The sequence below is a fragment of the Binatus sp. (SeqCode) genome (genome assembly GCF_035272065.1).
In the GTDB taxonomy this organism is placed as follows: domain Bacteria; phylum Desulfobacterota; class Binatia; order Binatales; family Binataceae; genus Binatus.
Genome location: NZ_DATEQZ010000046.1, coordinates 42,470 through 66,290, shown reverse-complemented (window position 1 = coordinate 66,290; position 23,821 = coordinate 42,470). Strand labels below are relative to the sequence as shown.

Genomic DNA, 23,821 nt, shown 5'->3' with positions numbered 1-23,821 from the left:
GTCGAGATGTTGAAGGTGCTGGCGCCGTCGCCACCGGTGCCGCAGGTGTCGAGCACGTCGCCGTCGCGAAGATTGAGCGGTCGCGCGCGCGAAAGCATCGCACGTACCGCGCCGGCCAGCTCGTTGGCCTCAGCGCCCTTGATTTTCAGCGCGATGAGGAACGCGCCGACGACGGCGTCATGAGCGCCGCCGTCCATGACTTCGCCGATCGCGAGTTCGGACTCGGCGTCAGTGAGCGAGCGCCCGTCGATGAGCGCCTGTAGCGCGTCGTGAAGTCCGCTCATCGCACGGTTCCGTTTTTATCGAGGCTGTCGAGAAAGTTTTGCAGGAGATGCTTGCCTTCGAAAGTCAGAATCGACTCGGGATGAAACTGTACGCCTTCGACCGCGTGCTGTTTGTGGCGCAATCCCATGATTTCGTTTTCCGCCGTGCGAGCGCTGACTTCCAGCACCGGCGGAATCGACGCCGCATCGACGAGCAGCGAATGATAGCGCATCGCGTCGAACGGGCTGGGGATGCCGGCGAAAATGGTTTTGCCGTCGTGAATTATCGGCGAGGTCTTGCCATGCATCAGGCGATCCGCGCGCACGACCTTGCCGCCGAAGGCCTCGCCAATGCATTGCAGCCCGAGGCACACGCCGAGAATCGGAACTTCACCCGCCATCTCGCGCAGGAGGGTAAGCGAGATACCTGCCTCAGTGGGCGTACACGGCCCAGGCGAGATGACAACCGCCGCGGGATGCAGCGCGCGAACGCCGGCAACGTCGATGGCGTCATTGCGCTTGACGATGACGTCGGCGCCGAATTCGCCTAGGTACTGCACGATGTTGTAGGTAAACGAGTCGTAGTTGTCGATCATCAGGACTCGAACTTTTTCATTGCGCGCCATGCGACTTACCTCTTGGCCGCGATTTCGAAATCGCGCGCGGCCTGGAGCGCCCGCACCATCGCGCGAGCCTTGTTGACCGACTCCTCAAATTCAGCGCCGGGGTCCGAGTCGGCGACGATGCCGCCTCCCGCCTGGATGTAAACGCGATTGTTCTTGATGAACAGCGTCCGCAGCGCGATGGCGGTGTCGGTGTTGCCGGTGTAGCTGAAATAGCCGACCGCGCCGGCGTAGACGCCGCGGCGCACACTCTCGAGCTCGTCGATAATTTCCATCGCGCGGATTTTCGGCGCGCCGGAGACTGTTCCCTGCGGAAAGGTCGCCGCGAATGCGTCGAACGCGTCGCATCCTTCGCGCAGCACACCGCTTACGTTCGACACGATATGCATCACGTGCGAGTAGCGTTCGACGACCATCAGCTCCGTTACTTTCACCGAGCCGATTTCAGAGACGCGGCCGACGTCGTTGCGTCCAAGATCGACCAGCATCACGTGCTCAGCACGTTCCTTGGGATCGGCGAGCAGTTCGGCTTCGAGCTCGCGGTCCTCGGCCTCGGTGACGCCGCGCCGGCGAGTTCCCGCAATTGGCCGCAACGTGATCTCGCGACCCTCGACCCGGACCATCACTTCGGGCGACGCGCCGACCAGCGTTTGATCGCCGAGGCGCAGATAGAACATGTAGGGCGAGGGGTTAATCGTGCGCAGGCTGCGGTAGATGTTGAACGGATGCGCGGTGAGGGGCGCCTCGAAGCGCTGCGACGGAACGACCTGGATGACATCGCCGGCCGCGATGTATTCCTTGGCCGCGGAAACCATCGCCATGTAGCCCTCGCGGGTCATGTTCGAGGTAATCGACGCGTCGTTGATGGCGACGTTGCTCGCGCCTTCGAGAAACGGCGGCACGGCGGGACGTTTGAGGCGCTCGATTATCTCGTCGATCCTAATGCGCGCGCTCTGGTAGGCCATTTTGGTCGAGGCGAATTCCTCGAGCGGGACGTTGGCGATAATTTTGAGCGTCTGGCGGACGTTGTCGAAGCACAGCACCGTGTCGGTGAACATCAGGTGGAAATCGGGCGCGCCGAGATCGTCGAAGGCAGTTTCGGGAATTTTTTCGAAGCATCGCACGATGTCATAGGCGAGAAATCCGACGGCACCGCCGAAGAAGCGCGGCAGGTTCGGCAGCTCGGGGGCACGGAAGCGTTTGACCTCAGCGCGCAACTCTTCGAATGAGTTGGCGACCGAGCGCACTTCAACGCCGCGGCCGGGACGAATGATGTCCATGCGGTTTTTGCGCGCGCGCATGACGAGAAAAGGATCGGAGCCGAGGAAAGTGTAGCGGCCCCACTTCTCGCCGCCGCGGACGCTTTCGAGCAGGAAGGCGTAATCGTCGCGCGCGACCTTCAGGAAGGCGGAGACGGGGGTCTCGAGGTCGGCGGCGACTTCCGCGAAGACCGGGATGAGGTTGAATCCCTTCGCCGCCAGTTGTTCGAATTCGTTTTCACTCGGTTGCAACATCTCTCGTTTCCTCTCAGTCAATTCCGATCCCATCGCTCGCCAAAAAGAAAAGGGCCGCAGGTTGCGCCTGCGGCCCTACTGGGAAATCGGTTTTGCGATGAGTTACAAAGCCGGCGCGCAGGCGGGTGCATCGAGGTGCATACGCCACCATCCCGCGCAAACATTTCGGCTCGTTAGGTTCATCGTGAGATTAATCATCCATGCGAGGCGACTGATTGTCAACCGGGTGCGCTGTCCCTACTATTCCGACCGTGAAGTTCAGGGTTGTAAAATACGGGGAAACAGCACCTGCCTCAGTGCGACGTCGTGTAGGCCTGTTTGTATTGTTCGCGGAGTCGATTCTGCGCGGCGGTCGCTTCTTCCGCGCTGGCGTAAGGCCCGATGCGGACGCGATACCAGGTCTGCCCGTTGAGCGCGACTTTCACTTCCTGCGCGCTGTAGCCGAGCGTCTTCAGCCGCGAAACCATCTCGTCTGCCCCGCTCTTGTCCATCACGGCTTCGATCTGGATGTTGTACGGCCGCGCGCCCGGAGGAAGAGCGCGTGGCGGTGCGGCAGGCGCCGAGGCCGTTTCGGAATCTTCGTCAGTGTCTTCATCTGCCGGCGCGGGACGATTAACCGCGGGCGCCTCGAGCGCCGGTTTCAGGCGCGCGACGGTGGCCGGCGACGGTCGCGCCCCGGGAGGTACTTCGCCGATTGCGGGCGCAGGCGGTTTGATTGGCGCCCCGGACGGCATCGGCGCAGACGCAACCGATTGCGACGCGGCGGCCGCGGGCGACATTTCGGATACGGGCGCGGGCTTTTCGGCGGGATTCGGCAGCGGAAAGGTCGATGATATTTGATTCAAGTCGGGTTGGTTCTGGCGAGCCATCTCGTAACCCGCGACCAAACCGAGCGCGAAGACACCGCCCGAGAGTCCGACCAATCCAACTAAAATTAAGAACGCGCCGCCCGCCCTGATTTCGAATCGCATCCCGCCCTCACATCCGCTCAGGAGCGCTCACTCCGAGCAACTCAAGTCCGCCCGCAATCGCATCTTTCAGAATCGCCGCCGTGAACATCCGCGCCAAACTGAGCTCGCGATCTGCCCCGATTATACGATTTGCCGGCTTGTTGTAGTAGCGATGGAACTCGCCCGCTAGGTCGAGCAGATAGAAGGGAATCCGATGGGGCTCGAGCGTCTCGGCCGCCGCGGACATGACGTCCGGGAGTCCAAGCGCGCGCTTGGCGAGATCGAGTTCCTCGGTGCCGAGCAAGTTGAGATCGATCGAAGACGTGTCCGCGGGCAGCGCCAGTTCTTTGGCCGCGCCCTCGCGAAAGATGCTCGCCAGGCGCGCGTGCGCATACTGGACATAGAAGACAGGATTCTCGGGCGCCTGCTTTTTCGCGAGCTCGAGATCGAAATCGAGCTGGCTGTCGGACTTGCGGAACAAAAAGAAAAATCGCACGACGTCCGCGCCGACCTCGTCGATCAACTCGTCGAGCGTGACGTAGGTGGCCTTGCGCGTGGACATTTTGATCTTTTCGCCCCCGCGCGTCAGAGTCACGAATTGGTAGATAATTGCGTTGAAGGGCGTGATGTCGTAGCCGAGCGCTTTGACGGCGGCGATAACCTCTTGATGCTCGGCGATATGATCGGCGCCAAAGACGCCCACGATCAGATCGAAGCCGCGCTTGAGCTTCTCGATGTGGTAGGCGATGTCGGGCGTGCGATAAGTTGGTTGCCTGTCGGGGCCGGAGCGCACCAGCACAGCATCCTTGGGAAGTCCGAGCGGCTCGCCCCGCAGCCAGATAGCGCCGTCCTGCTCGAATGTGAGCTCGTGGTCGTGCAGATCCTTGAGAACCGCGGCAACCTTTCCATCATTGAACAGATCGAGCTCGTTGGTGAAGACGTCGAAGCGGATTCCGAGGCGCGTGCAGGTCTGGTTGATGTCGGCGAAGATGGCTTTGACAGCCACCAAGCGGAATACCTCGAGATCGGTGACGGACACCAGCGAATCGCCCTGCTCTGCTTTCAGAACACGCGCGATGTCGACGATGTACTCGCCCTGGTAGCCCTCCTCGGGCATCGTGGCGTCGATGCCGTGCGCTTGCAGGTATCGTACGCGGACAGACTCACCGAGCAGCTTCATCTGCCGGCCGCCGTCGTTGAAATAATATTCGCGCGTGACGTCGAAGCCGGCCGCCTCGTAGAGGCGCGCGATAGTGTCGCCGAGGACGGCGTTGCGGCCGTGGCCGACGGTGACGGGGCCGGTAGGATTGGCGGAGAGAAACTCGACCTGGACTTTTTTTCCAGCTCCCGGACGAAGCTCCCACACTCGCGGCTTCCAGAACGCGCGGCCAGCGCTCGCAGCTCGACGCATCTCGGAATGCCAATAGGCTGGAGACATTCTAAAATTGATGAAGCCCAAACCGGCAACCGATACTTCGCTCACTTCGGCCGGCAGGGTGACGTGCGCCTTGATTATTTCGGCAATCGCGCGCGGAGGCTTGCGCTCTGGCTTCGCGAGAGTCAGCGCGATGTTCGAGGCGACGTCGCCGTGCGCGGGGTCGCGCGGCGCTTCGATTCCGATCGACGGAATGTCGCCGGTCAACTGACCCGCGGCGCGCGCCCGCCCGATTGCCTCGCGAAGAATGGAGACTATCAGTTCTTTCATCTGTGAAGCCGTGGATGCGTGCAGCAATCGTGTCAGATAGACGGCGCCATGTTAAGGCGGGTTGACGATCGCGGCGGCGCGATGCGAACTTGGCGTAGTGAGGTTATCCACAATGGAACTGGGACTCGGCGGCAAGGCGGCGATCGTCACCGGCGGCAGCAAGGGAATCGGGCGCGCGACCGCGATAGGCTTCGCGGCGGAAGGCGCGTCGGTGCTGGTATGCGCACGCGGTCGCGAGGCGCTGGACGAAACCGTAGCGCTCGCGCCGCGGCGCGACGGAACGCGCATCGAGACGATCCAGGCCGACCTGAACAAACCCGAAGACGTGAAGCGAGTCGTCGCGCGATGCGTCGAGGCATTCAGCAAAATCGACATCCTGGTGAACAACGCGGGCAGCGCGCGGCCGGGCGATTTTCAGAAGCTCACCGATGACGAATGGCTTGAGGACTGGAATCTCAAGTTCTTCGGCTACGTGCGGATGGCGCGCGAGGTTTTGCCGCAGATGCAGCGGCAGGGTCATGGCGTCGTCGTGAACGTGATCGGCACCGGTGGGCTGATTCCGACCGGCGGCTACATGATCGGCGGTTCGGCCAACGCCGCGCTCAACCATTTCACGAAAGCGCTGGCGAACGAGGTATCGAAGCACGGCGTGCGCGTCGTCGGCGTGAATCCCGGACCGATTTTCACCGACCGGCTGCGCGTGTTCACCGAGCGGCGTGCGGCGGGGCGCGACATGAATGAAGTGCTCAAGCGAATGACGCCGCTGGGGCGTCCAGGCAAGGCCGAGGAAGTTGCGGACCTCGTGCTGTTCCTCGCGTCGGAGCGGGCGGCATTCATCCACGGCGCGAATATCACGATCGACGGCGGCGCGAATCCGGGACTGATCGGGTGATCGGACGATTCCTAGTCCTTTTTCTTGGTCCAGGCTGAATCGCTGTTGAGGGTTGGATAGCCGGAGCCCAACTGGATCAGCACGCCGTGGGATGAGCGGGGCGAGATGAAGGACTCGAAACTCGTTGGCGACCAATTTGTTTCATCCACGATTCGGACGCCCTGCTCTTTCAGCTCGGCGGTCTTTTTTTTGCAGTCGGGGACGTTGAAGGTCAGGTGATGCACCCCTTCGCCGCGCTTTTCGAGAAATTTGTGCAGAAACGAATTCGTGCCGAGCGGCTCCAGCAGCTCGATTGAGAGCCCGCTCAAATCGAACACGGCGAGCTTGAAACCGGCCGCTTCGTTGGCAGCCTCAAATGCAAAGGTGGCGCCGAGAACGTTTTCGAAAAACCCGCGCGCCTCGGCGACGCTCTTAACCGCGATTCCGATGTGATCGAGTTTGCCGATTGGTGGATTAGCCATCGCCAGTGTCTCCAAATCGATTGACGTGATATCGAATATGATCGAATAGAGATGGCTGTGCCAGCGACGCCATGGAAAATACCACCGCTCATCAAGGCGTACGAAGCGCTCGGGGCGATTGGCGACGGGCGGGTGCGAATCGAGGACGAGCGGCGGGCGACGGTGACGTCGTCGGATGGATCGAAGACTTACGAGGTCGAGACGTCGGCGGACGGGCGCGAGATCGCGTCGAACGACAACGCGTCGTACTGGCAGGGCTACGTCGGCTATCCGGCGATCGCGGTGCTGATCGCGCGCGGATTTTATCGTCCACCGGCGAACGTGACCGACGCGCTGGCGGGAGTGGCGTGGAAGGAACTCAATCGCAAATACAAAAACGACTGGACCAGGACGATCGCGGACGTCGAGAAAGCGCTGGAGCAAGGCGGGCACGATCCCGACGCGGTGCGATCGGAAGCTGAAGCCGTATTGAGTTTTCTTCGCGCGCTGCGGCCGGTGCGAGGCAAACGCACTCGCCCAGCGGCGGAAAGGCCCGCCATCAAGATCCGCTAGCTGATTAGCTACAGGTACCGCTCACCGAAACGTTGTAGGACTGCACGATGAAGAAATCGCGCATCGTGAGCTCGGTGGTCACTCCCGATACTTTGCCGGTGGCGCAGTTACTCAGCAGGTTCGATAGCGCGGTCTGGGTGAGTCCTTGCGGCGCGACCAGATGAAGGAAGCCGAGCTCGCTGGCGCTTGAACTGATTGGATTGCCGGCGCCCGCGCGATCGGAGATCGCACTCGATTGGACGAAGACGCATCCGTAAGCCTGCACGCATCCCGCAAGCAACGCGGCGAGAATGATCGAGTTGAGCCGTTTCATCGGTGCGATGGTAGTTCGCATCGTGAAATTGAGTCAAACGCTCGCGGGCGACGAGGCGCCGCGCTGTTGCGCGATGCATCGAGATGCTAGCGTGATAAAATTCGTGGCGGGACGGGGGCTTCGATGGCGAACGGGGCTGGCGAGTCGATCACACCTTTCTTCACGATATGGACCGCACCGCGCGAGACGATTCGGGACATCGTCGATTACCATCCGACGCGCAACGTAATCGCGCTCGCAGCAATCGGGCCCGCGATCGGCGCGCTGGCGAGCCAGTGGTCGAAGGCCCTAGGCAACAACGCCAACCTCTCGGTTCTGTGGCCGATCTGGGTCGTCGTCGCGGTTGCGATCCAGGCAGCCCTGGGAGTTCTTCTGCTGTTCATTCTTGGCGCGGTCTTCAAATGGTCGGGAAGCCTGCTCGGCGGAGTCGCGAGCCGAATCGAGATGCGCGCCGCGCTGGCGTGGTCGCAGGTGCCTGCTATTGCGGCTGAGGTCTTTTTGCTGATCGCGGTACTGATGGGCGTGCCGATACCAACGCTTCACGCGACTGGGACTTTGCCGCAAATCGATCCTGCGTTCTACAAGGTGATGGTCGTCGAGGGAGTGCTCGGGTTTTGGGGGTTCATTGTCTCGCTGAAGTGTATCGGCGAGGTACATCGATTCTCGGCATGGCGCGCGCTGGCCGCGGTCCTGATACCGCCGCTCATTGCGTTAGTCGCAATCGGTTTCATCGTTTTCCTAATCAGTCGTCTAATGGGACATCACTAATCGATCAGTCCACGTGCAACCGCGCGGCCAGGCGCGAGAAGCGAAGACGCTCGTCCTGGTTGCGCACCGCCTGCTGCAACGCGCTCTTCGTCCCGACCAGCACGCATACGCGCTCGGCGCGCGTGATCGCGGTGTAGAGCAGATTGCGGCGCAGCATCAGGTAGTGACTCGAATGTATCGGCATCACGATCGCGGGATACTGGCTGCCCTGGCTCTTGTGCACCGAGATCGCGTAGGCGAGCGCCAGTTCGTCGAGCTCCGACAGATCGTATTCGGCGTGGGTCTCCTCGAACACGACGCTCACGCGCGCTTTGTCTTTGTTGATCGCGACAATCCTGCCGATCGATCCGTTGAACACGCCCTTGTCGTAATCGTTGCGCAACTGGATAACGCGATCGCCTTCGCGAAAGGTACGATCGCCGGAGCGAAGTTCGCGTCCCACGGGGTTCAGCAAGGCTTGCAGCTCGCGATTCAGGATGTGCGTGCCGAGCGGACCGCGATTCATCGGCGTCAGCACCTGGATTTCTCGCGGGTCGGTGATTCCGAAGCGTCCAATAAGGCGCTGCTGCACGAGCTGCTTGATCGTCGCGAGCACGTCTTCGGCGGCGTTGCGCTCGAAGAAGAAAAAGTCACCTTCGGCGTCGTTCGATATTTGCGGGAACTCGCCCCGATTTAAACGATGCGCGTTCGCGACGATCAGGCTGCGGTGCGCCTGCCGATAAACCTCCTTCAACTGCACGACCGGCACGAAGTCGGATGCGATCACGTCCTTGAGCACGCTGCCGGGGCCGACTGACGGCAGTTGATCGCGATCGCCGACCAGCAACAACGAGCAGTTCGGCATAAGCGCGGATAGCAGGCTGGAGGCGAGCTCGACGTCCATCATCGAGGCCTCATCGATGATCAGATAGTTGGTGCGGAGCGGAAAATTTTTACAGCGGATGAATCCGCCGCTCTGCGGGTCGTATTCGAGTAGCCGATGGATAGTCTTCGCGTCGCGGCCCGCGGCGTCCTGGAGCCGGCGAGCGGCACGCCCGGTCGGTGCGGCAAGCGTGGGCTTCAGACCGACGTCGGCGAGCGCGACAAGCAGCGACCGCAGCAAGGTCGTCTTGCCGGTGCCGGGACCGCCGGTGATTACAGTGACGCGGCTCGCCAGCGCGCATCGGAGCGCGCTCTTTTGTTCAGCTGAGAGTTCGAGCTCGGATGATTTGATCGCGGTCGCGACCGCGCGATCGATGAGCTCCTTGTTCATCGCGCGGCCCGCGTTCAATTCCGCGATTCGCGCGGCAACGTTCACCTCGGCCTCGTGCAGCCGCGCGAGGTAAATCGCGATGTGATCGTCCGCCTCTTCGGCAATCACCTCACCGCTGGCGGCTAGCTCGTTGACGGCGTCGTGCGCTAGGTCGGGCTCCATTTCGAGCGCAGTGCGGAACTGGCCTTCGAGATACTCGAACGGCGAATAGACGTGGCCCTCGTCGGCCATGCGTTCGAGAATGTACAGGACGGCGGCGCGCGCGCGCTGGATCGAGTTGCGCGGGATGCCGAGTTTCTCGGCGATTGTGTCGGCGGTGCGAAATCCGATGCCGTGAATGGTGCGCGCGAGCACGTACGGGTCGCGCTTCACGACCTCGAGCGCGTCCTTGCCGTAGAACTTGTGGATGCGCCGCGCATGCGACGCCGCCAACCCGTGCCCGCGCAGGAAGACGGTCAGTTCGCGCAGACCCGACGCGTCGCGCCATGCGGCCGCGATTGTGCGCGCGACAGCGGCGCCGATGCCGGGAACTTCGCGCATGCGCTCCGGCGCGTTGTCGAGCACTTCGCCGAGCGTGTCGCCGAAGTGCTCGGAGATTCGGCGCGCGAGCCTGGGGCCGATGCCCTTTATTTCCGAAGCCAGGTAGCGTTCTATCGCGACCGCACCGGCTGGCCGCAGCGTTTCAAAATCTACGACGTGAAACTGTTCGCCGAAACGCTGATGCTGCTCGAAGCCGCCTTGCGCGCGGATGGTCGAGCCAACTTCGAGACCCGCGAGATTTCCGACGACCGTAACGCGGCGGAAGTCGCCATGCTCCTGCGGCACGACGACAACGGCGACCGAGTAGCCGTTCTTGTCGTTGACGAACAGGACCTGATCGAGGATACCCTCCAGCGTCTCGTTCGCTTGAACTGCTTGTGCCACGGATAGAGGATTACGCGCGCCGCGCGCCGCGTCCAGTTGACGGCGATGCGCGCTTCGACCGGCGGCGGTGAGATAAGACTTCAGACTTCGATCGTTTCCCAGTGGCCGGTCTGGAAGCGCCAGACTTTTACTGTCGAGCGGACGACGTAGTCGGCGAGCAGGGACCACCAGATGTAGTTGATGCTGCCGCCGTGGTACCAAATCAGAATAGTGAGGAAGAGCCGCATTCCGTAAAAGCCGGCGAGCGAGCCGTAGAGAGGAAACTGCGAATCGCCCGCGCCGCGCAATGCGCCGGTGATGGTCCAGTCGATCGCCATCAGCGGTTGCGCGGCCGCCAGCGCGTACATGAATTGCACCGTGTACTCGATGACCGTTTTGTCGTCGATGAAGAGCGCCGCGATAAAATGGGCGAAGGTGATAAACACCAGACCCATGGCGGTCATCAGCACGATCGACATCCTGGTCGCTTCCCATCCGGCCTTGCGCGAGAACTTCGGGTCGCCCGCACCGAGCCCCTGACCGACGAGAGTCGCGGAGGCGGCCGAGAATCCGAAGCCAGGCAGAAATGACAGCGCGAGGATCCGCACGCCGATGAAATATGCGGCGATTTCCTTGGCCCCGTAGCGCGCGACGAATCCGACGTAGGCGACGAAGCCGAACTGGATCAACAATTGCTCGATGGCGGCGGGATTGCCGACGCTGAGAATTCGCCAGCCGAGGCCGAAGTCGGGCCACAGCCCCTGCCATCGGAAGTTCAGGACCATCCCGTCGATCGAGAGCGCGTAGAAAAATAAAATTCCGCCGATTGCGATCGCGAGCAAGGTCGCGACCGCCGAGCCGTCAACGCCGAGCGCGGGAAATCCGAGCTTGCCAAAGATGAGCACGTAGTTGAGGAAGATCGCGAGCACGTCGATAATGCCGCCGATCCAGAGCGGCGTGCGCGTGTCACCGGCGCCGCGCAACGCCGATGCGCACATCAGGAAGATTCCCTGGAACGGCTCAGACAGCATCACGACCTGCAAATAACGCGCGCCCATGTCGGCCATCTCGCCATGCACCTGGAACAATCCCATCAGCGGACGCGCGAAAATGATTACGGGGATCGCGATGATCGTCGAAACCAGCACGCCGAAGACGACGGACTGCTTCAGCACGTCCTCGGCACTGTCACGATCGTTCGCACCCACGTAACGCGCCACCAGCGCGACGGTGCCGGTACCGACGGCCGCGATGCCAGCGCGCACCGCGCCGAGGATTTGCGTCGCAAGTCCGACCGCGCCGACCGCGTCCGCGCCGAGCCGTCCCACCATCAGCATTGAGGAGAGGCCGAGAATCGAATCGAGTCCGAATGACAGGATCACCGGCCACGCGAGCGCCCACACCTCGAAGCGGATCCGCTCGATCGGTGGCAGGGTCATCGCGACCCCGCCCTGCCCGCCGGCTTCGGGGACCGCCTCGAGAAACTCGGACATGATTGTGATCAGTTACGCCAGCACAAGGCGCTATAGTCAATGGACCATGTTCGCGGCGGCGCGTGCACGCGCGAACAGGTAAAGATCGTGCGCGCGCGCGGAATCCGCTATATCTCGCGCGCTGGCGGAACGGGGAATCTCGATGACCGATGGATTGCGGCGACGGCCGGTTGAAATCTTCGCGGCGATCTTCGTCGCCGCCGGCATTACCTACGCGTATCATCTTGGCACCGATCCACTCGGCGCGAGCGAGGCTTACAGCGCGTGGGCGGCGGCAAAACCGGGAGTCGGCGCGATCGTTCGCACGCCGGTGCTGCACGATCCAGGCAAGCAGGTCTTTTACTACGTTGTGCTTCATTACTACGCGCGGATTTTCGGACTGAGTGAAATTTCATTGCGCTCGATGTCGGTGATCTTTTCGCTGACAACGCTCGTGCTGGTGTTCGCACTCGGCTGCGAAATGTTCGACGACAATACCGCACTCGCGGCAACTACAATGTGGGCATTTAACCCGCTGGCTGTGGTGTTCGCGCACGCCGCGCGAATGTACCCGATGATCCTGACGCTCGCGCTCGCGCAACTCCTGTCGTTGTGGAGGGTGCGCAAGCGCCCGAGTGCGAGCCTCGCGGTGCTGTGCGGTATCGCTGGCGCCGCGCTGCTCTACACTCACCTGGGCGGCATCCTTTTCATCGGGGCGGGAGTGGCGATGCTAGTGCGCGACTTCATACGCGGGCGGCGAAATCCGATGGCGTGGCTGGCGATGGCTATAACGCTCGCACTGTTCGTCCCGTACTGGCCCGTGGCGCGCGAGCAGAGCGAGACACTGATCGCGGGCCATTGGCTCGATTGGATCGGAACCGCGTATCAGTATCCACTCTCCATCAAAATAGTATTGGCACTCGGAGCGGCTGCGATAGCGGCCTGGTTCGTATTTGGCGCGACCGCAGAATCGGATCGTTACGACGCACTCCGCTGGCTTGGTGCGTGGACGATCCTGCCGGGACTCATGCTGGCCGCGGGTTCGATCGTGATTCGCCCGATGTTCAACCTGCGGTACATTGCGCCGTCAACGGCTACTCTTGCATTGCTGATTGCGGCCGGAATCGCGCCTGTGAGCGTGAAATGGCGCAATCTGACGGCGGCAGGTTTCGCGCTGGCATGCTTGATCATGGTGCCGTACGCTCGGACCACGCCGCAGCCGTGGCGAGCGCTGGCCGCGCGAGTGGCGGCAGGCGGAGCGTCAGAGCCGGTCTTCTTCGAGTCGGGGTTTGTTTCAAGCGAGAACGCGGCGAACGTCGGCAATCGCGGATTTCCGTTTGGCTATTACTCAGTTCCGTTCGATTACTACTTCAAGGGCGCCAATCCACGAGTAGCTATTCCGGGATTTGATAACGCAGCCGCGCGAATGACTATTGAGGAACGGGTGTCATCGGCCGGCGGAGGATGGCTCGTCAGTTGGAAGGAAGGTGATGCAGTTAATTCCGAGCTTCCCGATCCAAAGCGCTTCAGTGTGATCGAAAAATTTCGCGGCGACCGCCTAGCGTTCTACCGGATCACACCGATTGGCAAATGATGGGCCAAAAAGACTACGCGGCCCGCGAGGTTTGCGGTATCGCCATCGAGCCCGCGCCGACGCGAACCGGCAAAATCACCAGGCTGTAACCGTAGAGCTGCAGCCAGTTCTGGATTTCGACGGAGGTGTGATTGTGCAGGAAGCGGCCGATAAACCCTTCGATCTCGTCGGAGAAGATGAGCTTGCCGGCGAAGAACACTACGTGCGGAAATTCGTGCGCGACTTCCAGGCATAGCCGCCGCAGCTCGACGACGACGTCAGGCGCCAATCCGGCGCGCAATTCGGGATGAAGCCCGAGGTCGGCGGCAAACTGGCAATACTCATTCAAGTCTTCCGTCATCCGCGTCTCGAGCTCGTGCACTTCTTCGGGACCCTTCAGCAGCGCCGCATCCACTTCGCCAACTCCGATGAAGACCACGTTGCGGAACTCGCCCTCGAACAATTGCGTGACTGCGATCAGCGTCGCCAGTCCGAGACCGTTGTAGCCGCTGACCAGGATGGCTGCCGTCGGTGCGTTGGGATCGCGCTTGGCGGGCCCGAGCTTTTTAACGGCGTACAGTTTCGGCAGGATGTCGGCCTCGAGCTGCTCGATTGCCTTCGAAACTCTTTCGTAGTGCCGCCGCACTGTGTAGCACAGCGCGATCAGTCCGCCGGTTATGACGACGGTTACCCATCCACCGTCGTGGAACTTGAGTGTCAGCGTGATCATCAGGATTGTCGCAGTGAAAAATGTGCCGACGCCGTTGATGGTTAGCTTGCGGAGCCATCGCTTCTCGTTCTTGCGCTCGAGCCACCAATGCGTCGTCATCCCGAGCTGCGAAAGCGTGAACGTTACGAATACGTTGATTGCATACAGGACGACCAGCAGGTCTCCCTTCGCCTCGGTGCCGATGAGCAGCAGGATGGCGGCGAGGCCGATCGTGATGACGCCGTCCTGCGTTACCAGCCGCGCGCTCAGATTTGCGAAACGCCGCGGCAGCCATCTGTCAGTCGCCATCGTGGCAAGCACGCGCGGTCCGTCCACGAAGCCGGTCTGTGCGGCGACGAACAGCAGCGCGCCCTCGGTCAACAACGCGAAGGTGATGATGCTCGGTCCGACCTGCAGGCCGAATAACTGCCAGTTGCTCGCGAGCCGCTCGAACATCACGGGGTTAAGCGTCTTGCCGGTTTCGGCCTCGACGTTGAGCAGCAGGTAGCCGATCAGAATTCCGCCCGCGACGAAGGCGAGCGACACCGCCATGTAGATCATCGTGCGCTTGCCGGTCTCGGCGCGCGGCTCGCGCAAAATCGGCAGACCGTTGCTGACGGCCTCGATCCCCGTGTAGGTGCCGCCGCCAAGGCTGTAGGCACGGAAAAAAATCACGGCGAGCGCGAGCATCCCGAGGCTTTGCGAGCTGGCGTGGACCTCGCGCACGGCATGGCCCACGATCGACGGCAACTCGGGCGCGCGGCTCAAGATCGCGTAGCCGACCAGCCAAACATGCATAATGATGAAGGCGATGAAGATGGGCAGGAGCGACAGCACCGATTCCTTCACCCCGCGCAGGTTCATCAGGACCATCAACGCCACGACGAGGAGACACAACCAGAACTTGTAGGGCAGCCAGGTGACGGGCAGGAAGCTGAAGATCGCGTCGGCGCCGCTCGCGATTGAAATCGCGATGGTCAGCACATAGTCCACGACCAGCGCCGAGCCGGAAACCAGGCCGAAATATTTGCCGAGCAATTTGGTTGCGACCAGATAGCCGCCGCCGCCAGTTGGAAACAGATCGATCGTCTGCGAGTACGACGCCGAGATAATGAAGACGGTCAGCGCCATCAGCATCGCGAGGAACACTGCCAGGTATTGATGATGCCCGAGCGCGAGGAAGGCCTCTTCTGGCCCGTAGCACGAGGAGCTCAGCCCGTCGGAGCCGAGACCGACCCAGGCGAGAAACGCGATCAGAGAAAGGCTGTGAAAGATCTCGGGATCGCGGACGTCGCGCGGCGGTCCGATAAGAACGTCGCTCAACGTGCGCTTGCCCGATCTCTCGCTGTTCGAGCTGGTAATCTTCGAGCCGATGGTCGGTGATGTCATTCGAGTGCTGCTGCGGACGGTCCCCTACTGCAATTTGCAAATGTACGGGAAAGCAGCTGTTCCGTATTGCTTTGCGCAATCTTTGACTTTGTCGAGCGTACTAGACAGTGTAGCTGGCGCGCTGCAGTCCGAGCTGATAGCGGGCCGCGTCGATCAGGTTCTGCATCAATGCCAGCACGGTCATCGGACCGGTGCCACCCGGGTTGAGCGTAATCCAACCCGCGACTTGCCTGACGCCTTCGAAGTCGACGTCGCCGACGAACTTACCCGGACCGACACGCCTGAAGCCAACGTCAATCACGCATGCGCCCGGCTTCACCATATCGGCAGTGATCAAGTATGCGCGGCCAGTGTCGGCGCCGACGCAGGGGATCAGGATGTCGGCCTCGCGGCAAATGGCGGCGAGCTCGCGCGTGTGACGATGGCACCAGGTAATTGTCGCGTTGCGCAACCGCCCGCCGAGAATCAGCGCCATGGGCTTGCCGGCAATATCGCTTCGCCCGATCACGACGGCGCGCTCACCATCGACGGGCACATGGTAGTAGTCGAGCAAGGTAAGCACACCGCGCGGAGTGCACGGAATAAAGCGTCCCCACTGACCACGATAAAAGCCGCCGACGCTGGCCGAGCTGACAGCGTCGAGATCTTTTTCCGGCGCGATAGTGTCGAACAGGCGGAAGCGATCGACCGAATCGGGGATTGGCAACTGCAGCAGTATCGCGTTGACGCCGGCGTCGGTGTTGAGTTCCGCGATCACGTGGAGCAACGCGTCGGTGGTCGCATCGGAGGACTTCATCCTCACCGTGCGGCTCTCGCACCCAAGCTCGGCGGCTACGCGCTGTTTGTTCTTTACGTATTGGCGAGATGCAGGATCGTCGCCGACCAGTATCGCCGCCAACGATGGCGTGCATCCGAACCGGCTCTTGAGCTCGTCAACGTGGGCGCGCAACTCTGGCATCAGATGCGCGCTCAGCGCCCGGCCATCCATGATGATCGCAGCCATCGAGTATCAGTCGATTATAGCACCGGTTGGCGGCGAGCAAGCCGCTGTGGACAGAAGCCGGCGCTTGTTGGCAGATCGCGCGCGGTTGTCTCGTTCGGCGCAAACGGGTCTGTTAAGATTTTGCCGCTGATGAATGCGCCCAAGCGCACCGTTCTGTTCGACCTTCACCAAAAACTCGGGGCACGGATGACGGTTTTCGGTGGTTTCGAGATGCCCGTCAGTTACAGCGGGATTATCGAGGAGCATCTTGCGGTCCGTACCTCGGCGGGAGTTTTCGATCTCAGCCACATGGGCGAGTTCGAAATCAGCGGACCGCACGCGCTCGCGACGCTCGAGCGCGCGTTCACCAATTCCGCGGCGCGGCTCAAGCAAGGGCACGCGCAGTACACGATTATGTGCGCGGAGGACGGCGGGACTATCGACGATCTGATCGTGTATCGGCTCGGACCTGAACGCTACTTGCTTTGCGTCAACGCATCCAACGTCGACGCGGATCGCGAATGGATTAAAGAACTCAACGGCGGTCGCTCGAAGTTCGAGGATGTGAGCGACGCCACTGCGCTGATCGCAGTGCAGGGACCGGTGGCCGTCGCGATATTGGCGGTGCTCGCGGATTTTCCAATCGCGGACGTCCCGCGCTTCGGAGTCGCCGGCGGACAAGTCGCGGGAATCACCTGCCTGGCCGCGCGGACCGGCTACACCGGCGAGGACGGCTTCGAACTGTTCGTGGAAAATGCCGGCGCGCGCAAATTGTTCGAAGCGATCCTCGACGCCGGCGCCGGCGCCAATGTCAAACCGGTCGGGCTGGGCGCTCGCGACACGCTGCGGCTCGAAGCGGGGCTACCGCTCTATGGTCACGAACTGGATCGCAATTCGTCGCCACTCGAAGCTGGCCTGGCGGCCTACGTCAAGCTGGGGCGTCCGTTCATCGGAGCTGCTGCACTTACTGCGCAACGCGACAACGCGCTGAAGAAGACATTGGTAGGGCTGCAGACTGACGACGGCAGGATGGTCGCGCGTCAGGGCTACCGCGTCTTTCGAAACGGCGACGAGGCCGGCGTCGTCACGAGCGGGACGTTCGCGCCGTCGATTCAACGGCCGATCGCGATGGCGTATCTAACCGTCGCGAGCGCGAAGAATCTGCCGGCCATTGGCGAGTCGCTCGAAGTTGAAATTCGCAATCGCAAAACTCGCGCGACCATCGTGCCGCGGCCTTTCTATCGGCGCGACGAGGGCCATGCGGCATCAACTGCGAGCGTATGATTGAATTGTCAGGCCAAGTGGAGGCTGCGCGGGTGAAGGACAAGTTGATTCCATGAGATTCATGCCACATACCGACAGCGATATCGCGGCGATGCTCGAGACGATCGGCGCGAAGCATCTTGATGATCTGATCGCGCACGTGCCCGCAAACTTGCGCGCCAGCGCGACAATCGATCTCGAGCGCGGGTGCAGCGAAGCGGATGTCGTCCGGGAGATTTCAGTTCTCGCGGCGCGCAACACCGGCGCGTCCGGATTCACGAGCTTCCTCGGCGCGGGTTACTACCGCCACTACGTGCCCGCCGCGGTGCGCGCGGTCATCGCGCGCGCCGAGTTCGCGACCAGCTACACGCCGTACCAAGCCGAAGCGAGCCAGGGAACTACGCAGGCGATTTTCGAGTTTCAAACGCTGATCACGCAGCTCACCGCGCTGGAAGTTGCCAACGCCAGCATGTACGACGGCGCATCGGCCGCCGCCGAGGCGGTCCTGATGGCGCGACGCCTGATGCCCAAGCGTCCGGTCGTCGCACTCTCGCGAGCGCTGTGGCCGGAGTATCGCGCGACCATTCGCACCTACTTGAGCGCGCTCTCCGGGCTCGAGATCGTCGAAATTCCATTTGACGACGCGACCGGCGCGACCGACATCGCCGCGTTCGATCGTGTCGCCAACGATCGCCTGCTTTGCACCGTCACCGGCTATCCCAACGCGCTCGGCGTCATCGAGCCGCTCGGTGCGATCGCCGAGATGACGCATCGCGCGGGCGCTCTCGCAATTTCCGCCACTGCGGAGGGTATCGCGCTCGGCCTGCTGCGCGCGCCGGGCGAACTCGGCGTCGATATCGCCGTCGGCGAGGGTCAGAGTTTCGGACTGCCGCTTCAATACGGCGGACCCGGCGTCGGCTTCATGGCCGCGCGAACCACTCATCTGCGCCAGATGCCGGGCCGGCTGGTGGGACAGACTCTCGATCGCGACGGTCGCCGCGCGTTTTGCCTGACGCTCAATACTCGCGAGCAGCACATTCGGCGCGAACGCGCGACCTCGAATATCTGCACCAACCATTCTCTGTGCGCGCTCGCGGCGACGGTCTATCTCTCGCTGATGGGCCGCAGCGGACTGCGCGATCTGGCGGAGCGAAACGTCGAGCTGGCGCATCAGGCGGCCGCGGAGCTCGACGCTGCGGGCATCCGCCGGCGTTTCTTGGGACCGTTCTTCAACGAGTTCACGCTGAAGCTTGCGAACCCCACGGCCGCTCTGAAAGCGGCAGAGCGCAGACAAATCCTCGCAGGCATCGCACTCGGTGGCGATTATCCCGAACTTTCCGACGCGCTACTGGTTTCAGTCACCGAGATGAATCGCGGCGACGGGTTCAGCAGACTTGCGGCGGCAATTGCGGAGGTGCGGTGATGGCAAGTGCGGGCAGAATCCGGCCAGTCGCGGTCGTTGAAACTCCTTCGACTCCGGACCATATCGAGTCGGTGGCGGGCGTGCCGCTTATTTTCGAACTTTCATCCGAAGGCCGCCGCGGAACCGACCTTTCGCCGCGCGCTGCCGGCGATCGGAGTGGCGCCGAACTGCTGGGTGCCGAGCTTTGCCGCGAGGATCTTCCCGGCTTTCCCGAACTCAGCGAGCCGCAGGTGTTGCGGCATTTCCTGCGTCTGTCGCAGCTCAACTTCGCGCAGGCCCTTCAGTTCTACCCGCTTGGCTCATGCACGATGAAGTACAACCCGGTCGTGAACGACGAACTCGCGGCGCTCCCGGGACTGGCGGGGCTGCATCCCTCGACTCCCGCGCATCTCGCCCAGGGCGCGCTGGAACTGATTGCGCGGATGGAAGCGGCGCTGGCCGAAATCACCGGCATGGACGCCGTGTCTCTCCATCCCGCGGCCGGCGCGCAAGGCGAGCTGACGGGACTGCTGATAGTCCGCGCATATCATCGCAAGCGCGGCGAAGTGCGGCACAAAGTGATCATCCCGGATACCGCGCACGGTACCAATCCGGCGAGCTGCACGCTCGCTGGCTTCGAAGTGATCGTCGCGAAATCGAACCGGCGCGGCTATCTCGAAGCGGCCGAGGTGCGCCGGCTGGTGAGTGACGACGTAGCCGCGATGATGGTCACCAACCCCAACACGCTGGGAATCTTTGAGCCGGAAATCCAGGAGATCGCGGCTACCCTGCATGAACGCGGCGCGATGCTATATCTCGACGGCGCGAACATGAACGCGCTGCTCGGCGTCGCGAAGCCAGGGCACATGGGCGCGGACATCGTTCAACTCAATCTGCACAAGAGTTTCTCGACACCGCACGGCGGCGGCGGGCCGGGCGCTGGGCCGGTCGCGGTGAAAAAGCATCTCGAGCCGTTCCTGCCCATGCCGCGCTTGAAGCATTCCAGCGCCGGTTACGAATTCGATGGCGAGCGGCCGGATTCGATCGGGCGGATGCGCTCGTTTCACAACAACTTCGGAATGATCGTGCGCGCCTACGCGTACATCCTCGCGCTCGGCGGCGACGGACTGGGGATGGCAAGCCGGCTGGCGATCCTCGGCGCGAATTACGTGCGCAAGCGGCTTCAGCCGCATTTTCCGAGCGCGACCGTAGAGCCCTCGATGCATGAATGCGTGCTCTCGCACGACCTCGAAAAGCGCGCCGGCGTGAGCACGCTCGAAATTGCCAAACGCCTGCTCGATTTCGGAATCCATCCGCCGACGATCTATTTTCCGCTGGTGGTGCCCGGTGCGCTGATGATCGAACCTACTGAGACCGAGAGCAAAGAAATACTCGACAACTTCATCGTCGCAATGGAACGGATCTACGACGAAGCGTTGAACGATCCCAAGCGCGTCAAAAATGCGCCGCAGACCTTGCCGGTCTCGCGCGTTGACGAAGCCCTGGCAGCCCGCCGCCCGATCCTGCGCTGGGAGAAGAAAGCGTAGCGCCCGATTTATCTGGCGATGCCCGCCATCTTGAGAGCGTGCTGGTAATCCTCAGGCCTGTTCACGTTGAGGAAGCTCCGGAGGTCAGTATCGATCTTTCTCAGATCCGCCTCGCCCACTCGTCGAGCGTTGATCGATCCCGCAGCGGCGGTTAGCCGCTTCTCACCGCTCGCCGCGAGCGTGTTGATCTGTCTTGCGCATTGCTTGCGATAAACCGCGTGCAGCGGCTGCAGCTTGCCGCCGACTTCCGGAATAACGGCGTCGAAGTCATTGAGCATAGCGACCAAATCTGCCGCAACGTCGGAATTCAACAGCGGTAGATCGCACGAGCAGGCAAAGGCGACGCCGTGTTCGAGCGCATCGAGACCCCGCCCCAATGCGTCTAGCGGCCCGGCGAATGCGGTCTCGTCATGGATGATCTTCAATCCCGGAATCTCGATGCCAGGTTGGCCAGCCGATGCCGGCGCCGCGACAATCACGATTTCGTCGAACCGCCGTTTGAGCTCGATGACTATCCTGGTGAGCAGCGGGACGCCGCCGAAGTCGAGCGTCGTCTTGGGCTGGCCCATCCGCGAGCTTTGCCCGCCGACCAGCACGATCGCGCCGGCTTCATTCGCTAAGTGCACTACTCTCTGGTGCGCGATTCGCGCGCAACTCGGTGCCGATGATCCGCAACACCTCGGGATGAAAGATCAGCGCGAGATGCCCGACGTCGTGCAGCGTCACGATCCGCCCGAACGCGATGCGACTCATCAGCGCCTCAATCGGCGCCGGCACGATCGGGTCGTCGTCGCCGAAGATCCCGACTTCACGGGGACTCCATTGACCGTATGAATACGGCGAGCCGAGCGTGATCAGCGAGCGCACCGCACGCTTCGGCGCACCAGCCGCGTAGCGCCGCGCCACCGTGCCGCCCAGGCTGTGGCCTATTAGATGAACGCCCCTGCCGCCGGATTTTTCCTCCGCGATGCGCCCGAGTTGCGCGGCGGAATCGCCCAGCGTCTGCCATCGCGGGTACTCGAAATATGTCACGTGGTCGAACCCCGCCAACCTAACGTACGCCGCGAGCGCCAGCAGATTGGAGCGGCTGCCGCCGAAGCCGTGGATGAGAAAGACCGGTTCGCTGGACGGCTCGCAGAAATACGGCTCGCCTCTTTTTACAAGCCAGTCCAGAGGATACGAGCCGATTAGCGCACCCGCAGCAGCAATTTCGCTGATAACAGTTCTCGAGTTCACAGTTCCGCTCTCCCGCGACCTAAAGCTAATCACACCGAATGTCTTCGGCAACCGCCTCCACGGGGGTTTGCGCCTGCTCGTATGACCGGCGCACAATGCCAGAAACGCGACGCCCACACCATCAGTTCCGTGCCGCGGCGCCCAATCGAGGTGACCCCAATGAGCGAAGCCAAGCGGGAATCCAAAGGACCGGTGCGCGGATACTTCTTCGACAAATCGGTGGTGGTAACCGGGGCATCGAGCGGTATCGGCCACGACGTCGCGCTCGCATTCGGCGAACAAGGCGCGCAGGTCGCTTTGCTCGCACGCCGGCGCGTCCAGCTCGAAGAACTCGCACACAAAATAAATAAGGCGGGCGGCAAGGCGCTCGCGCTCGATTGCGACGTCACGGATCGCGCGCGCGTATTCTGGGCAATCGAGCAGGTCAAGGAAGCGTTCGGCAAAGTTGACATCCTGATCAACTCGGCGGGATTGCTCATCACGGACACGGTCGAGCAGATGCGCCCCGATGATCTTGAAAAGATGATGGCGGTAAACGTCTTCGGCGCGCTCAACGCGATGCAGGCCGTACTGCCCGTGATGCGCAAGGCCAAGTCGGGCAACATCGTGAACATCTCGTCGCTGGCGGGACGCCGGGGAGTCAGCCCGCTCGGCGGCTACAGCTCGACCAAGTTCGCGCTGGTCGGAATGACGGAAGCTCTGCGCGTCGAGCTGTTCAACACCGGAATAAAAGTGTCGCTCGTGATGCCCGGGGTGATCGACACGCCGATGGCGCGCAACGCGCTCAAGCACGATCCGCTCAAAGCGGTATCCGCCTTGACGGCGATGCCGCCGCGATTGGTGACGTGGGCGGTGCTGGCCGCGGCCGCGTTCGGGCTGACGGAAGTTGACGTCCCTCCCGGCGCCGCGGTAGCGGAAAAACTCGCGTCACTGTTCCCGGGCGTCACCGACGCGCTGCTGAGCGTCGGCACCAGGATCATGCAGGGTGCTGGAACGCTGATGGGCGGGGGCGCCAAGGCGGAGCAGAAAACGAAGTCCTAGCTGAGCAAGTAGAATCCTACATGAAGTACGGTTTCGACATCTCGTCGAATTTGCCGTACATCAGCCAGACGCGGACGTTGAACGCATGCGGATGCTCGACGGGCTCGCGGCCCACCGTCTTGAGCCCGAGTTGTTTGTACATTTCGTAAAGCGGCTCGACCGGATTGGTGATTAGCAGCTTGGGACGCCGCGAAAAAACAAACAGTCGCGCGGTGTCGGACATCATCTTGACCAGGCCCTTGCCCTGGTAGGTCGGGTCGATCACCATCCCGCCGAACTCGAATACTTCCGACGCAAGCAGCCCCTTGAACAACTGCGCGGGATACAGATGGCCAAGCGTCAGCGGCGCTTCCGCCAGGCATCGCGCCCAAAATGCGCCAATCAGCGGTGGGCGCCGCCGCTCGCTGCCCGGACTTACGGCGTAGAGGCCGAAATGGATCGCGAGCGGCCAAAGCAACATGTGCACTCGCTTTTCCTGCACGTTCAGCATTTTCCAGGTCCGCTTGTGCAGCGCCGCGAGCTCGCGCAAGCCCATCGGAGTTCCGATCGGACGAACTTCGAGCCGCCCTTCGATCTGCGAATACGTCGGCGGACGCAGCGCAGGAGAATGAGGCTCGCGCGGTTCGGGCTTGGGCTTTTCGGGGGGAACGTTCTGTTCGGTAGTCAATTTTTCGGCTGGCGTTTCGGCGGGAGTCGCTGGGACGGCTGCTTGCGGCGCGCGACGAGGCGCTCGCGGCGCGATCATCGCCTCGATCGGATCGTCGTTGTTCTCGACCGCCATCAGTGAACCCCGTCGCGCCGTCGGATTTCCCGGCGATGCGATTTCACACCATCCGCTTACGCCGCCCGCCCGGACGGCACATCCTCACGCCATGAGACGTAGCCCGCCGCCGTCCCTATTGGCCGGACGCCAACCACCACTGGCTCACTGCCGTCAATATAAGGGATTCTTCGGGTCAAGCGAAACATGGTTACATCCCGAAAACGTGATTTTTTTACATTTTGGGAATA

22 protein-coding genes and 1 pseudogene are annotated in these 23,821 nt (G+C 62.1%); 9 read left to right on the top strand and 14 right to left on the bottom strand.

Annotated features, from left to right (window positions below; genetic code table 11):
* The 5 genes and pseudogenes from trpD to argS form a co-directional block, all read right to left on the bottom strand.
* Window positions 1-284 (bottom strand): annotated as a pseudogene (gene trpD / locus VJX68_RS08460) (anthranilate phosphoribosyltransferase); the annotation flags it as partial.
* A complete protein-coding gene (locus VJX68_RS08455) occupies window positions 281-889 on the bottom strand; it encodes an anthranilate synthase component II (RefSeq protein ID WP_324095238.1) in 609 nt (202 codons plus the stop codon). The pseudogene trpD and the gene VJX68_RS08455, both read right to left, overlap by 4 nt.
* Window positions 890-894: 5 nt before the next feature.
* Window positions 895-2,400, bottom strand: coding sequence for an anthranilate synthase component I (trpE, locus tag VJX68_RS08450; RefSeq protein WP_324095237.1), 1,506 nt, complete (start codon window positions 2,398-2,400; stop codon window positions 895-897).
* Window positions 2,401-2,693: 293 nt separating this feature from the next.
* Window positions 2,694-3,371 (bottom strand): SPOR domain-containing protein, encoded by a 678-nt coding sequence (locus tag VJX68_RS08445; protein WP_324095236.1) that lies wholly within the window; start codon window positions 3,369-3,371, stop codon window positions 2,694-2,696.
* A 7-nt stretch (window positions 3,372-3,378) separates the two neighbouring features.
* Window positions 3,379-5,055, bottom strand: coding sequence for an arginine--tRNA ligase (gene argS / locus VJX68_RS08440; RefSeq protein ID WP_324095235.1), 1,677 nt, complete (start codon window positions 5,053-5,055; stop codon window positions 3,379-3,381).
* 112 nt (window positions 5,056-5,167) lie between these two features.
* On the opposite strand from argS, the gene VJX68_RS08435 reads away from it, so the two are divergent.
* Window positions 5,168-5,947, top strand: a complete 780-nt coding sequence (locus VJX68_RS08435) for an SDR family NAD(P)-dependent oxidoreductase (RefSeq protein ID WP_324095234.1) — start codon at window positions 5,168-5,170, stop codon at window positions 5,945-5,947.
* 11 nt (window positions 5,948-5,958) lie between these two features.
* On the opposite strand, the gene VJX68_RS08430 is transcribed toward VJX68_RS08435, so the two are convergent.
* Window positions 5,959-6,408, bottom strand: a complete 450-nt coding sequence (locus VJX68_RS08430; RefSeq protein ID WP_324095233.1) for a VOC family protein — start codon at window positions 6,406-6,408, stop codon at window positions 5,959-5,961.
* A gap of 51 nt (window positions 6,409-6,459) precedes the next feature.
* Between VJX68_RS08430 and VJX68_RS08425 the strand changes: the two genes are divergently transcribed.
* The gene (locus tag VJX68_RS08425; RefSeq protein WP_324095232.1) at window positions 6,460-6,960 is read left to right on the top strand and encodes a hypothetical protein; all 501 of its coding nucleotides are present in this window, start codon (window positions 6,460-6,462) and stop codon (window positions 6,958-6,960) included.
* A 4-nt stretch (window positions 6,961-6,964) separates the two neighbouring features.
* Here VJX68_RS08425 and VJX68_RS08420 read toward each other — a convergent pair whose 3' ends face one another.
* Complete coding sequence (locus VJX68_RS08420) at window positions 6,965-7,273, bottom strand: hypothetical protein (RefSeq protein WP_324095231.1); 309 nt, start codon at window positions 7,271-7,273, stop codon at window positions 6,965-6,967.
* Between the two features lie 123 nt (window positions 7,274-7,396).
* On the opposite strand from VJX68_RS08420, the gene VJX68_RS08415 reads away from it, so the two are divergent.
* Window positions 7,397-8,041 carry a Yip1 family protein gene (locus tag VJX68_RS08415; RefSeq protein ID WP_324095230.1) on the top strand — a complete coding sequence of 215 codons (645 nt, stop codon included), beginning with the start codon at window positions 7,397-7,399 and terminating at the stop codon, window positions 8,039-8,041.
* 4 nt (window positions 8,042-8,045) lie between these two features.
* Here VJX68_RS08415 and recD2 read toward each other — a convergent pair whose 3' ends face one another.
* Both recD2 and VJX68_RS08405 read right to left on the bottom strand, forming a co-directional pair.
* The gene (recD2, locus tag VJX68_RS08410) at window positions 8,046-10,217 is read right to left on the bottom strand and encodes an SF1B family DNA helicase RecD2 (RefSeq protein ID WP_324095229.1); all 2,172 of its coding nucleotides are present in this window, start codon (window positions 10,215-10,217) and stop codon (window positions 8,046-8,048) included.
* Window positions 10,218-10,297: 80 nt separating this feature from the next.
* Complete coding sequence (locus tag VJX68_RS08405; RefSeq protein WP_324095228.1) at window positions 10,298-11,689, bottom strand: MATE family efflux transporter; 1,392 nt, start codon at window positions 11,687-11,689, stop codon at window positions 10,298-10,300.
* Between the two features lie 39 nt (window positions 11,690-11,728).
* Between VJX68_RS08405 and VJX68_RS08400 the strand changes: the two genes are divergently transcribed.
* Window positions 11,729-11,863, top strand: a complete 135-nt coding sequence (locus VJX68_RS08400) for a hypothetical protein (protein ID WP_324095227.1) — start codon at window positions 11,729-11,731, stop codon at window positions 11,861-11,863.
* Window positions 11,832-13,262, top strand: a complete 1,431-nt coding sequence (locus tag VJX68_RS08395; protein ID WP_324095226.1) for a glycosyltransferase family 39 protein — start codon at window positions 11,832-11,834, stop codon at window positions 13,260-13,262. Before VJX68_RS08400 ends, VJX68_RS08395 begins: the two co-directional genes overlap by 32 nt.
* A 13-nt stretch (window positions 13,263-13,275) precedes the next feature.
* On the opposite strand, the gene VJX68_RS08390 is transcribed toward VJX68_RS08395, so the two are convergent.
* Window positions 13,276-15,339 carry an APC family permease gene (locus tag VJX68_RS08390; protein ID WP_324095225.1) on the bottom strand — a complete coding sequence of 688 codons (2,064 nt, stop codon included), beginning with the start codon at window positions 15,337-15,339 and terminating at the stop codon, window positions 13,276-13,278.
* Window positions 15,340-15,439: 100 nt separating this feature from the next.
* Entirely contained in the window at window positions 15,440-16,342 is a 903-nt protein-coding gene (locus VJX68_RS08385; protein WP_324095224.1) for a bifunctional 5,10-methylenetetrahydrofolate dehydrogenase/5,10-methenyltetrahydrofolate cyclohydrolase, read from the bottom strand.
* 129 nt (window positions 16,343-16,471) lie between these two features.
* Here VJX68_RS08385 and gcvT point away from each other — a divergent pair, with 129 nt between their 5' ends.
* From gcvT to gcvPB, 3 genes are read left to right on the top strand one after another with little or no spacing between them, the layout of a single operon-like run.
* Window positions 16,472-17,605, top strand: a complete 1,134-nt coding sequence (gene gcvT / locus VJX68_RS08380; RefSeq protein ID WP_324095223.1) for a glycine cleavage system aminomethyltransferase GcvT — start codon at window positions 16,472-16,474, stop codon at window positions 17,603-17,605.
* A 52-nt stretch (window positions 17,606-17,657) separates the two neighbouring features.
* The gene (gene gcvPA / locus VJX68_RS08375; RefSeq protein ID WP_324095222.1) at window positions 17,658-19,007 is read left to right on the top strand and encodes an aminomethyl-transferring glycine dehydrogenase subunit GcvPA; all 1,350 of its coding nucleotides are present in this window, start codon (window positions 17,658-17,660) and stop codon (window positions 19,005-19,007) included.
* Window positions 19,007-20,533 carry an aminomethyl-transferring glycine dehydrogenase subunit GcvPB gene (gene gcvPB / locus VJX68_RS08370; protein WP_324095221.1) on the top strand — a complete coding sequence of 509 codons (1,527 nt, stop codon included), beginning with the start codon at window positions 19,007-19,009 and terminating at the stop codon, window positions 20,531-20,533. Before gcvPA ends, gcvPB begins: the two co-directional genes overlap by 1 nt.
* Window positions 20,534-20,541: 8 nt before the next feature.
* Here the strand turns inward: gcvPB and mobA are convergent, their stop codons facing one another.
* Both mobA and VJX68_RS08360 read right to left on the bottom strand, forming a co-directional pair.
* Window positions 20,542-21,159 (bottom strand): molybdenum cofactor guanylyltransferase, encoded by a 618-nt coding sequence (gene mobA, locus VJX68_RS08365; RefSeq protein ID WP_324095220.1) that lies wholly within the window; start codon window positions 21,157-21,159, stop codon window positions 20,542-20,544.
* Window positions 21,143-21,769: an esterase/lipase family protein gene (locus tag VJX68_RS08360; RefSeq protein ID WP_324095219.1), complete on the bottom strand. Its 627-nt coding sequence runs from the start codon at window positions 21,767-21,769 to the stop codon at window positions 21,143-21,145. Before VJX68_RS08360 ends, mobA begins: the two co-directional genes overlap by 17 nt.
* A 159-nt stretch (window positions 21,770-21,928) precedes the next feature.
* Between VJX68_RS08360 and VJX68_RS08355 the strand changes: the two genes are divergently transcribed.
* Window positions 21,929-22,810: an SDR family NAD(P)-dependent oxidoreductase gene (locus tag VJX68_RS08355; RefSeq protein WP_324095218.1), complete on the top strand. Its 882-nt coding sequence runs from the start codon at window positions 21,929-21,931 to the stop codon at window positions 22,808-22,810.
* A 16-nt stretch (window positions 22,811-22,826) separates the two neighbouring features.
* Here VJX68_RS08355 and VJX68_RS08350 read toward each other — a convergent pair whose 3' ends face one another.
* Window positions 22,827-23,591: a hypothetical protein gene (locus VJX68_RS08350; RefSeq protein ID WP_324095217.1), complete on the bottom strand. Its 765-nt coding sequence runs from the start codon at window positions 23,589-23,591 to the stop codon at window positions 22,827-22,829.
* Window positions 23,592-23,821: the final 230 nt, after the last annotated feature.